The sequence below is a fragment of the Flavobacterium hibisci genome (assembly GCF_020026925.1).
GTDB classification, from domain to species: Bacteria; Bacteroidota; Bacteroidia; order Flavobacteriales; family Flavobacteriaceae; genus Flavobacterium; species Flavobacterium hibisci.
The window spans coordinates 1-11,958 of sequence record NZ_JAIQDW010000031.1; the positions used below are offsets into that span (position 1 = coordinate 1).

12 protein-coding genes and 1 rRNA gene are annotated in these 11,958 nt (G+C 32.5%); 9 read left to right on the forward strand and 4 right to left on the reverse strand.

What is annotated here, in order from left to right:
* Both rrf and K8B81_RS19905 read left to right on the forward strand, forming a co-directional pair.
* Positions 1 to 100, forward strand: a 5S ribosomal RNA gene (rrf, locus tag K8B81_RS19900); the annotation flags it as partial.
* A 127-nt stretch (positions 101 to 227) separates the two neighbouring features.
* Positions 228 to 1,880, forward strand: a complete 1,653-nt coding sequence (locus tag K8B81_RS19905; protein WP_223683290.1) for a M1 family metallopeptidase — start codon at positions 228 to 230, stop codon at positions 1,878 to 1,880.
* Positions 1,881 to 1,945: 65 nt separating this feature from the next.
* On the opposite strand, the gene tpiA is transcribed toward K8B81_RS19905, so the two are convergent.
* Positions 1,946 to 2,698: a triose-phosphate isomerase gene (tpiA, locus tag K8B81_RS19910; RefSeq protein ID WP_223683291.1), complete on the reverse strand. Its 753-nt coding sequence runs from the start codon at positions 2,696 to 2,698 to the stop codon at positions 1,946 to 1,948.
* Positions 2,699 to 2,744: 46 nt separating this feature from the next.
* Positions 2,745 to 3,248, reverse strand: coding sequence for a TlpA family protein disulfide reductase (locus K8B81_RS19915; RefSeq protein WP_223683292.1), 504 nt, complete (start codon positions 3,246 to 3,248; stop codon positions 2,745 to 2,747).
* A gap of 348 nt (positions 3,249 to 3,596) precedes the next feature.
* Here K8B81_RS19915 and K8B81_RS19920 point away from each other — a divergent pair, with 348 nt between their 5' ends.
* The 7 genes from K8B81_RS19920 to K8B81_RS19950 all read left to right on the forward strand — a co-directional run bounded on the left by K8B81_RS19920 (position 3,597) and on the right by K8B81_RS19950 (position 10,206).
* Positions 3,597 to 5,015, forward strand: a complete 1,419-nt coding sequence (locus tag K8B81_RS19920; RefSeq protein WP_223683293.1) for an amidohydrolase family protein — start codon at positions 3,597 to 3,599, stop codon at positions 5,013 to 5,015.
* A 3-nt stretch (positions 5,016 to 5,018) separates the two neighbouring features.
* Positions 5,019 to 5,867: a chromate resistance protein ChrB domain-containing protein gene (locus K8B81_RS19925; protein ID WP_223683294.1), complete on the forward strand. Its 849-nt coding sequence runs from the start codon at positions 5,019 to 5,021 to the stop codon at positions 5,865 to 5,867.
* A gap of 82 nt (positions 5,868 to 5,949) precedes the next feature.
* Positions 5,950 to 6,447 (forward strand): hypothetical protein, encoded by a 498-nt coding sequence (locus tag K8B81_RS19930; RefSeq protein WP_223683295.1) that lies wholly within the window; start codon positions 5,950 to 5,952, stop codon positions 6,445 to 6,447.
* An 11-nt stretch (positions 6,448 to 6,458) separates the two neighbouring features.
* Complete coding sequence (locus tag K8B81_RS19935; RefSeq protein ID WP_223683296.1) at positions 6,459 to 7,625, forward strand: chromate transporter; 1,167 nt, start codon at positions 6,459 to 6,461, stop codon at positions 7,623 to 7,625.
* A gap of 45 nt (positions 7,626 to 7,670) precedes the next feature.
* On the forward strand, positions 7,671 to 8,144 hold the full coding sequence (rlmH, locus tag K8B81_RS19940; protein ID WP_223683297.1) for a 23S rRNA (pseudouridine(1915)-N(3))-methyltransferase RlmH: 474 nt from the start codon (positions 7,671 to 7,673) through the stop codon (positions 8,142 to 8,144).
* A gap of 85 nt (positions 8,145 to 8,229) precedes the next feature.
* A complete protein-coding gene (locus K8B81_RS19945) occupies positions 8,230 to 9,543 on the forward strand; it encodes an MFS transporter (RefSeq protein WP_223683298.1) in 1,314 nt (437 codons plus the stop codon).
* Between the two features lie 90 nt (positions 9,544 to 9,633).
* On the forward strand, positions 9,634 to 10,206 hold the full coding sequence (locus K8B81_RS19950) for a pentapeptide repeat-containing protein (RefSeq protein ID WP_223683299.1): 573 nt from the start codon (positions 9,634 to 9,636) through the stop codon (positions 10,204 to 10,206).
* Here K8B81_RS19950 and K8B81_RS19955 read toward each other — a convergent pair whose 3' ends face one another.
* Entirely contained in the window at positions 10,207 to 10,704 is a 498-nt protein-coding gene (locus tag K8B81_RS19955) for a GNAT family N-acetyltransferase (RefSeq protein ID WP_223683300.1), read from the reverse strand.
* Between the two features lie 2 nt (positions 10,705 to 10,706).
* The gene (gene guaC / locus K8B81_RS19960) at positions 10,707 to 11,747 is read right to left on the reverse strand and encodes a GMP reductase (RefSeq protein ID WP_223683301.1); all 1,041 of its coding nucleotides are present in this window, start codon (positions 11,745 to 11,747) and stop codon (positions 10,707 to 10,709) included.
* Positions 11,748 to 11,958: the final 211 nt, after the last annotated feature.

Consider the following 11,958-nt stretch of genomic DNA (forward strand, 5'->3'; position numbering starts at 1 on the left):
ATTGCGGCGGGGCTCACCTCTTCCCATCCCGAACAGAGAAGTTAAGCCCGCCTGCGCAGATGGTACTGCAGTTTTGTGGGAGAGTATGTCGTCGCCTTTCTTCAAGAACCCTATTCTGGATAAGAATGGGGTTTTTTGTTTTACAAAAGTTTCTGATTTTAAGTTAGAAAGATGTAATTAAAATCAATTGAATGTTTATTTTTGTTATAAATTTCAAACTTATATTAATGAAAAGTTATATAATTAGTTTTGTTCTCCTATTTATAGTTTTCACTTCAAACTCACAAGGACTTCTCAATAAGTCAGAGAAGATGTTTACGCATCAGGATACTTTGAGAGGAAGTATAACTAAAGAAAGAGCATGGTGGGATTTAAAATATTATCATTTGGATGTAAAGGTAAACCCTACTGATAAAACTATTTCAGGTTTAAATACAATTCGATACACAGTTTTAAACGCGTATAGCAAGATGCAGATTGATTTGCAGGAACCAATGCAAATATACAAAGTTACCCAAGATGGAAAAGAATTGAAATTTGAAAGAGATGGAAATGCTTTTTTCATTCAGTTAGTTGCTCATCAGAAAGTGCAAGAGGCTAAGGAAATTATTGTTTCTTTTGGTGGAAAGCCTAAAGAAGCGGTTAATCCACCATGGGATGGGGGTATTACCTGGAAAAAAGATAAAAATGGAAAAGACTTTATAGCCTCATCTTGTCAGGGATTGGGTGCTAGTGTTTGGTGGCCCTGTAAAGATCACATGTATGATGAAGTAGAAAATATGTTGATTAGTGTAAATGTTCCCGGGGACTTGACTGATGTTTCGAATGGAAGATTGCAGAGTGTAAAAAAGGAAAAAGACGGAACAAAAACATTCAATTGGTATGTATCTAATCCTATTAATAATTATGGTGTCAATATCAATATAGGGGATTATGTGAATTTTTCTGAAAAGTATAAAGGAGAGAAGGGTAATTTAGATTGTAACTATTATGTTTTAAGAGACAATTTAGCATTAGCGAAAGAACAATTTAAAGATGTTCCGAAAATGTTGAAGGCATTCGAAAACTGGTTTGGTCCATACCCTTTTTATGAAGATAGTTATAAATTGGTTGAAGCACCTTACTTAGGAATGGAACATCAAAGCAGTGTTACTTATGGGAATCAGTATAAAAATGGCTATTTAGGGAATGATTTGAGTGGAACTGGCTGGGGATTGAAATTTGATTTTATTATTATTCATGAGTCAGGACATGAATGGTTTGCCAATAATATTACCTATAAAGACATTGCAGATATGTGGATTCATGAGAGTTTCACTAATTATTCAGAAAGCCTTTTTCTGGAATATTATTATGGAAAAGATGCCGGAGCGGAATATGTAATTGGCTGTAGAAAAAATATTGAAAATGATATTCCAATTATTGGAAATTACGATGTAAATAATGAAGGATCAGGTGATATGTATCCAAAAGGGGCAAATATGCTGCATATGATTCGTCAAATTATTAATGATGATGTGAAATGGAAATCTATTTTAAGAGGACTTAATAGTACGTTTTATCATCAGACGGTTACGTCTAAACAGATTGAAGATTACATTAATAGCCAGTCCGGAATTAATTTCAATCGGGTATTTGCACAATATCTAACGACTACCAAAATTCCGGTTTTAGAATATATTTTTAAAGATGGATCGTTTGGTTATCATTGGTCTAATTGTGTGGCTAAATTTGATATGCCGGTAAAGGTAAAACTAAATGGTGTGGAGACCTGGTTAAAACCAACAACAGAATGGAAGTCTGAAAAAATAATTGGTGACAGCAGAACTATTGAAGTAAGTAAAGATTTTTATGTAACCAATTCCAATATTACAGAATAGATTTTTCGATGGAAAAAAAGAAGCCCGATAAAATAATTTATCGGGCTTTTTCAATTATTGAATATTTAGATAGCTGTTACGATAGCCAAAAAATCATCTGCTTTTAAAGCTGCACCTCCAATTAAACCGCCATCAACATCAGGTTTAGAGAAGATTTCTTTTGCATTTTCCGGTTTTACTGAACCACCGTATAAGATAGAAACTTCATCAGCAATATCATTTCCAAAAGCTTTACGAATGGTTTCTCTAATAAATTCGTGCATTTCCTGAGCTTGTTCCGGAGATGCTGTTTCACCAGTTCCAATTGCCCAAACCGGTTCGTAAGCCAAAACTACATTCGACCACGATTCTTTTGAAATATGAAATATCCCGTCACGTAATTGATTCTCAACAATATTGAAATGATTTTCGGATTGACGATCTTTTAATTCTTCTCCAAAACAAAAAATAACAGTCATTTCATGTTTTAATGCAGTATCCACTTTGTTAGCGATTAGTGCATCAGTTTCATTAAAAATAGCTCTTCTCTCAGAGTGACCTAAAATTACAGTATCAACTCCAATACTTTTTAACATATCAGCAGAAATTTCTCCGGTAAAAGCTCCTCCTTCTGCCTGGTGAACATTTTGTGCTGAAACACCAATTGGTGTATTTTTTAATTTATTAACTGCGGCAGCTAAATTTACAAATGTTGGTGCTACGATAACCTGAGCATTTGTTTTTGCTGGTATTTTAGTAATTAATTCGTTTAATAATTCTTCAGTTTGATTGGCATTTTTATGCATTTTCCAATTTCCTGCAACAATTTGTTTTCTCATTTTGGATAGTATTAATTTTTTTTATAGATTTTAAAGGTTGTTTAAATTATTTAAGACTTTTTAGTGTTTCATTGATTTTCTCAAAATCGGTTTCTATGGCGCGATAGAGAACAATTTTTCCCGTTTTGTCAATGATGATATATCTTGGAATCCAATCTAAATCAATTGCTTTTCCAAATAGACCTTTCATTCCATCATTCATCATATAATGATCGCCTTTCAATTCGTGTTTTTCAATTCCGGCTTTCCATTTCTCAGCTGTTTTATCTGCAGAGATAAATAAATAGGAAACATATGGATTATTTGCTTGAAGTTCTTTTAATTTAGGCATTGCTTTTACACAGTCGCCACACCATGAAGCCCAAACTTCAATTACTAAAGTTTTTCCTTTGTATTTTTTTAAAATATCTTTGAATGTAATCTGACTTTCTTCGACAGATAGTAATTTTTCAGATAAAGCTTCTTTTGAAAAATTTTGTTTCTCCGTTTTTTGAGCGTTTGTACATGAGAATGTAGCAAAAGCAATAAGTAATATAACTAATTGTTTCATTTTTATATGTTTTAAACAAAGTTAAACAAACTAATTGAAACAGAAATGCAGATTATAAAAATTCATAAAACATGCAGTTTTATATTGAAAAAGGCAAAAATTGTTTAGTAAAGAAAAAATGAAATCGTAATAGTTATGTCCGAAATTTTATTTTTTTGATAATTCTATAAATCAACTTTGAAGCAAAAGATTATTTATTAGTTTTTTTATTCAAAAAATGGAAAACAATCGCCAAAAAAGATTGAAATATGTTTAAATGTTAGTTTTAAAAGAATTGAGTAAGAAATATAATTCTCTCCCTCATCTTTTCAAAATTGGTTATATTTGCATGTAATTTAAACTTAGAGTATGACGAGGATAATTACACTTTTCTGTTTTCTGATAATACAATTAAATTTTTCTCAATCTGCGGATAGTTATTTGGAAAGAATCAGAAACAATGAGGCTGCCTTAACGGCTTTTTTTCAGCAAATGCCAAAAGGGGGCGATTTACACCATCATTTTTCAGGGTCTGTTTATGCTGAACCTCTTTTAGAAAGAGTTATTGCAGAAGATTTTTATCTGAATTTAGAAACGATGGAAGTTTCCAAAATAAAACCGGCAAAAGGGAACTGGGAAACTCTTTCATCATTAAGAAACACTGGAAAGCTTTCATTTTACAAACAGCAGATAATGCAAACCTGGTCTGCTAAAGACTTTAATGGTGTGTCAGTTCCATCTGATGATTTGTTTTTTGATTCTTTTGAAAAGTTTTTTCCTGCTATTGAAGGTCATTTTGCAGAAGGCTTAACAGAGCTAAAAAACCGTGCACTTTCTGAAAATGTAAGTTATATTGAAACACAATTGTCTACAATCCCGTGTGATATGAAAGTTGATGATCTGAATGATTTCAATTTAAAACTTCGTGACGCTTCGGTTAAAAAAGATGAAAAAGCTGTTTTAAAGCTTCTTGACGATTTGTATAAAAACTTAGAAAAAAGAAATGCTAAAAAATATGCGGAAGATTTTAATAGCAATTTTATATCAAAACTTCACCAAGATTTAAAAATTGATGATGACCGATTTAAAATGCGTTATCAAAATTTCGTATTGCGTTTTATGGAACCTGTTGATTTATTTAAAAATCTTATGATTGCTTTTATTTCTGCAAATGAAAGTAAACTCGTTGCGGGAGTAAATATTGTCTCTCCAGAAGACGGTGAAACTTCAATGAAAGATTATTGGCTCCATATGGTGATGTTTAAGTATTGCCATTCGCGTTTTCCAGATGTTAAATATACGCTTCATGCTGGTGAATTGACATTGGGATTAGTACAGCCCGAAGAATTAACATGGCATATTAATTCGGCAATTTATGTTGCGGGGGCTAATAGAATTGGTCACGGAGTTGATATTGCTTATGAAGCAAATTCGTATGATTTATTGCGGTATATGGCGAAAAATAATATTCCGATTGAGATCAATTTAGCCAGTAACGAATTTATTTTGAAAGTAAAGGAGGGAAGACATCCGTTTACACTTTATAAAGAGTTTAATGTGCCAATTGTAATTAGTACAGATGATGCGGGAATTTTAAGGACCAATATGACAGAACAATATGTCCTGTTGGCAAAAAGATACCCGGACGTTTCATACGAAACGATAAAGCAGTATGTCTACAACAGTATTAATTACAGTTTTATCCAGGATGCATCTGTAAAAAAAGAATTACTGAAAGATTTAGATATGAGATTTAAAATATTTGAAAATCAATTTTCTAAAAAGTAATAAATGAAATGGATTACACGCGAGCGTCCTAAAATAGACCGATTGGCTTGTCCGTGGCTTATTCAGAAATTTGTCGATTCTGACGCAGAATTTATTTATGTTCCTTTTGATAAAGTTATTGAAGAGGGAGTAAAATTAAATGCGATTCCGTTTGATATTCCTGAAGTTGAATATACGCATTATGAAGATCAGTGTACATTTGACTATATAATTAAAAAGCATAAAATTGATGATCCTGCTATTGCTGTAATTTCAAAAATAGTCAGGGGTGCAGATACTGACAGGCATGATATAGCGAATGAAGCTGCAGGTCTTTGGGCTATTTCTGCAGGATTAGCGTACAATATTACTGATGATGCAAAGCTTTTAGAAATAGGTATGGTGATTTATGATGGTTTGTATAGCTGGGCTTCTCATCTGTATAATCAAAAGCATCTTCAAAACAGCCCTTTTGAAAATTTGCTACATGAAGTCTATATTAAGTTTTTAAAAACAAATAAAAAAGAGAAAAAGAAAGTTCCGAGTTGGGTAAATGAATTAAAAGAAATGATTCAGGATCAGATTGATGCTCAGTTTACCTTCGACCTTAAAAAAATATCAACCGATTTAGAACTGAATCCTTCTTATTTGTCGCGAGAGTTTTCTAAATATTTTGAAGATCTCAATTTTGGGGATTACATTAGGAAAATCCGAATTGAAAAGGCTATAAATCTTATTCAGAATTCAAATTATACCTTAACTGAAATTTCTTATTTGACAGGGTTTTCAGATCAGAGTCATTTCACCAGGATTTTTAAACTTCATACAGGTGAAAATCCTTCTTCATTTAGAAAAAAAATAACAAAAAAGTAATTCAGATACAAAACGTAAATAGTATTCTATTTGATGCTTTCTGAGCTCCGTAGCTTTGTTTAAATTAATTAAACAAACCAAAATGACACGGATTACAAGATTTATTTTTCTTTTTTTACTATTTTTTAAAACGGCTTATTCCCAAACTACTTTCCCAAAAATAAATGGTTATGTGGGTATTATGCATCCAATTATTACTTTAAGTAATGAGGAAACAACAACTAATTTTGACGGACATTATGTTGTTTCTTTTCCAATGGGAATTAATTTATGGAAAACATCCAAACTAGGTTTTTCTTTCGAAATTGTTCCAACAATCAAAGATGAAGGCGGAGTAAGCAAATCAAATAATTTAACCTTTCATCCTGGAGTTTTGGTTCCTTTGGGGAGTGGATTTTCTTTTGCAGGCAGAATTGCTTTTGAAATTTCCGGCAGATATGGTTTTACTCCTGTCTTCAATAAGACACTTATTAAAAGTGAAAACTGCAGTTATTATGCTGCTTTGCCTTTACCTGCGCGATTTGGTAACGATAAGCCCGCGACATTTACAATTGGATTTCAATTGGGAGTTTTATTTTAAAGAGGATTGACATGATAGAAAAACCAACTTATACTCTACGACAGCTTGTATACTATTTTTTTAAACTGGGAATGACCGGATTTGGAGGGCCTGTCGCCTTAGTAGGATATATGCATGAAGATTTAGTAGAAAAACGTAAATGGGTTTCTGAGGAGAACTATAAAGAAGGTCTGGCATTAGCACAACTGGCTCCAGGGCCTTTGGCTGCGCAGCTTGGTATTTATTTAGGATTTTTGCATTATCGAATTTTAGGTGCTACACTGGCCGGATTAGTTTTTATAATTCCTTCATTTATTATTGTGCTCTTATTGAGTATTACTTATACTTTGTACGGCGGGCTCTCGTGGCTGCAAGCTATATTCTATGGTGTTGGCGCGGCAGTAATTGGTATTATTGTAATGAGTTCTTATAAGCTTACGCAGAAATCCATTGGAAAATTTACATTAGAATCGCTAAAAAACAATTGGGTTTTATGGATTGTATTTGGAATTTCTTTGGGGATAACATTGATTACAAAACAAGAACATATTTTATTATTTATTTGTGCTGGTCTTGTGTATATGGCTTATAAATCCCCTGGAAGTTTTTGGAGAGCGAAAAAAACATATTCTTTTTTTATGCTCTATCCTTTATTTTTTAATGGAGAACTGACAATTTTAGAAAAAATTGCCATTTTCTTTATTAAGGCCGGTGCCTTTGTATTTGGAAGTGGTTTAGCGATAATTCCTTTTTTATATGCAGGTGTAGTAGCAGAAAATCATTGGCTCACAGAACAGCAATTTCTTGATGCTGTTGCCATAGCAATGATTACTCCAGGTCCGGTAGTAATTACAGTTGCTTTTATAGGATATATTGTTGCCGGATTTTCAGGTGCATGTGTATCTTCGTTGGCGACATTTCTGCCATGTTATTTATTTACAGTTATTCCTGCTCCTTACTTTCATAAAATTGCAAAAAATGAATCTATAAAAAATTTTGTTACGGGAATTACAGCAGCAGTTGTTGGGGCATTAGTGGGAGCTGTGGTTATAATAGCATCAAGAAGTATAGTTGACATATCCACTGCATTAATTGCAATTCTGACTATTTTTGCTTTGATATTTATAAAAAAAATAGCAGAGCCGGTTATCATTTTAATAGCTGCATTTTTAGGTATACTAATAAAATTAATGCTATAGACTTCAAATCATTTTTATCTTTGCTGTTCAGAAATCAATTTAAAAATGAATATAAAACTTATCGCCATTGGCAAAACCGATAATAAATCATTACAAACTTTAATTGACGATTATACAAAAAGACTGTCGTTTTATATCAAATTTGATTTAGAAATCATTCCTGATATTAAGAATGTAAAGAACTTATCTGAAAGCCAGCAAAAAGAGAAAGAAGGAGAGTTGATTTTATCTAAATTAACGCCAACAGACCAACTCATTTTATTGGATGAAAACGGAAAAAACTTCTCTAGTGTTGGCTTTTCTGAAGAATTGCAGAAGAAGATGAATTCCGGAATTAAAACACTTGTTTTTGTAATCGGTGGACCGTATGGGTTTTCAGAAACGGTTTATGGCAAGGCGCAAGGTAAAATTTCGCTTTCACTAATGACCTTTTCACATCAGATGGTCCGTTTGTTTTTTATAGAACAATTATACAGAGGTTTTACGATTTTAAGAAATGAACCTTATCATCATCAATAAAACAAAACATTGATTATTTATTAATGAAGATTCAGCAATATTTATAAGAAAAAATAAATAAATTAGCTCCTTCAAAACCATAACCATGACAAACTTACCTAAAGGGAGTAAAAAACTATTAAACGCCTGGGCCTTTTATGATTGGGCAAATTCAGTTTATACCCTTACAATAGCATCCGCTGTATTTCCTATTTTTTATGAAGCCTTATTTTCTGATCGCGGACATTACATAGAAGTTTTTGGATTAGAATTGAAAAATTCAGCGCTGATTAGTTTTGTAACTGCATTTGCCTTTGTATTTGTAGCTGTTTTTTCTCCATTATTATCCGGTATTGCAGATTATGTTGGGAATAAAAAATCATTCATGAAATTTTTCTGCTATGTGGGGGCATTATCCTGCATGGGATTGTATTGGTTTGATCTTGAAAATATTTACATCGGGTTATTGTTTTATTTTCTGGGTCTAATTGGTTATTGGGGAAGCTTGGTTTTTTATAATTCTTATTTGCCAGATATTGCATTTCCTGAACAGCAGGATAAAATCAGTGCCAAAGGATATTCTTTAGGATATGTTGGAAGCGTAATTTTGTTGATTCTCAATTTGGCAATGATTATGAAACCAAAGATATTTGGAATCACAGGTACAGATGGCGAAGCAGCCATGAAAGCTATGCGATATTCATTTGTCATGGTTGGTGTTTGGTGGATTTTGTTTAGCCAGTATACCTATTATTTTTTACCTAAAGGAAGTAAAGAAACAAATCAAAAACTATCAAAACAAATTGTATTTAATGGGTTTAAAGAATTAAAGAAGGTTTGGGCAATATTACAAGATAATATCCCTTTAAAAAGATATTTAGGCGGATTTTTCGTATCGAGTATGGCGGTTCAGACTGTAATGTTGGTAGCGACTTATTTTGGAGCACAGGAAATTCAGTGGGCATCTAAAGAAGAAAGTACCATCGGCTTGATTATTTGTATTTTAATCATACAATTGGTTGCTGTAATCGGCGCTGTTTTGACTTCGAGAGCTTCTGAGAAATTTGGAAATGTTCCAACATTAATCGGAATCAATATTATCTGGGCAGTTTTTTGTGCTCTGGCCTTTTTTATTACTTTACCAATGCATTTTTATGTAATGGCTACGGTTGTCGGATTTGTAATGGGAGGAATTCAGGCTTTGTCACGTTCAACGTATTCAAAACTATTGCCTGAAACTGAAGATACAGCATCATTTTTTAGCTTTTATGATGTAGCTGAAAAAATAGGAATCGTTATTGGGATGTGCCTTTACGGAATTATAGATCAGATTACAGGAAGCCCTCGTTTGGCAATTGTATTTTTAGCAGCTTTTTTTGTCATTGCTATTTTTCTTTTAAGAAGGGTACATAAAAAATAATCAGTAAATGATATTTCAGTGTACACGCAATTATCATACATTTGATTTTTGCGTTTTTTATTTAAAATTTAAGTAAACAATCAATCTTTAATGACGATTCAATATTTCCTTGATAAAGAATATAATAATATCATTTATGATAGGGATGGCGCTAATTTTAAGGAATTTGAATCTTGTGTTTTTAATAATTGTAATTTTTCAGCCTGTACTTTTTTAGCCGTTACATTTATTGACTGCGTTTTTAATGACTGCATTTTTTCTGAAGCAAAAATCAATTATGTGGCTTTTAGAACAGTAACTTTTAATCGGTGTGAAATCAAAGATGTGAATTTCGCCATGTGCGACAAACTTATTTTTGAAATTCATTTTAACGACTGTGTTTTAGATTTTTCGAAATTTTATACCTTGAAAATAAAAGGCACAACATTTACAAACTGCAGTTTAATTGCTGTTGATTTTATGGCTGCCGACCTTACAAATGTACTTTTTGATAATTGTGATTTGTATCGGTCGGAATTTAACAAAGCAATTGCCAACAAAGCAGATTTCAAAACGAGTTACAATTATACCATTGATCCATCCAAAACGAAACTTAAAAAAGCTGTTTTTGCTTTGAATGAAGTAAAAGGTTTATTGTTCAAGCATGATGTAATTGTAAGCTAATCAAAGTTTTTTCTCCATTACATAATCCTCCATCAGGTAACCATTTCCAATATCAATATTGACTTCATCGATGATTTCAAATCCTATTTTTATATAAAAATTTAATGCTGAATTGAATCGGTTGACATTTAGAGATAAGGCAGATGAATTGTTTTCTAAAGCAAATTTTTCTATTTGTTCAATGACTTTTTTACCAATGCCTTTTCCCTGTGTTTCCGGCAAAAGATATATTTTATGAATCCGGGTTATAGGTTCATTTTTGTAATGGTGCTCAATTCCGATAAAACCCAAAGTTGTCTCATCTTCTGAAATTAGATAAAATAATTGCTCTTTTTTCTCAATCTCATTGGTTAAGGCTTCATCAGAATAAATTAAATCGAGCATATAATCTAATTGTTCTTTCTTCAAAATTTGACCATATGTTATTGGCCATGTTGTATGTACAATATTTTGAATTTTAGCAATATCCTCAATTGAGGTTTCAATAATTCTAATCATATTTATTTTGTAAATATTTGATTTTCCTGTTCACTTACACGGATAAAAGTGGTCCGTTTTGTCAATTCTTTTAATCGGGAAGCTCCCACATAGGTACAGGTACTGCGTAAACCGCCTAAGATATCTAATAAAGTGTTGATAACATTACCTTTAAACGGAACCTGAACTGTTTTTCCTTCACTGGCTCTATACTCTGCAACTCCACCGGCATGTTTGTCCATTGCAGTTGCAGAACTCATTCCGTAAAACTGTTTGAATTTTTCGCCTTTTATTTCGATCAGTTCTCCACCACTTTCTGTATGGCCAGCCAGCATTCCGCCAAGCATTACAAAATCTGAACCTGCACCAAAGGCTTTGGCAACATCGCCAGGAGTTGTGCAGCCTCCATCGCTGATAATATGTCCTCCCAAACCATGAGCTGCATCAGCACATTCAATAATAGCCGAAAGCTGAGGATAACCTACGCCAGTTTTTACACGCGTAGTACATACGGAACCAGGGCCAATTCCGACCTTAACGATATCTGCTCCGGCTAATAATAATTCTTCTGTCATTTCGCCGGTTACTACATTTCCTGCAATAATTACTTTGTCAGGATATTGTTCACGGGTTTGTTTTAAAAACTGCACAAAATGTTCTGAGTATCCATTAGCAACATCAATACAAATAAATTTCAATAACGGATTGGCTTTAATAATTTCTGCAATTTTTGAAGCATCTTCTTTTCCTGTTCCTGTGCTAATAGCACTGTAATTATAAAAATCAGGAGATACGTTTTGTAGAAAATTATTCCATTCTTCCAAAGAATAATGTTTATGTATAGCGGTAAAAAGTTTTTCTTTCGCTAAAACAGCAGCCATTTCAAAAGTGCCTACAGTATCCATATTTGCTGCCATAATTGGAATTCCTGTCCATGCTGCGGAACTGTGCAAAAAATTAAAATTTCTTTCTAAAGATACTTCAGCCCTGCTTTTTAACGTCGATCTTTTGGGTCTGATCATAACATCTTTAAAGCCTAATTTAAGATCGGTTTCTATTCTCATGATTTTCCAAATTTTTGTTACTCTCAAATATATTAATTTTGAAAGTGACATGGTTTACAGCGATACGAAAACTAATCCTTAGTTATTAACATCTTAAAAAATAACAACTCAGAAAATTTGAATAATGTTTTGTTTTCCTCTTTAGTAAAATGAATTTCTTTGTTTTTTAAGATAAACAGAAAACGGTTTATAGTTAATTACTTATATTTGT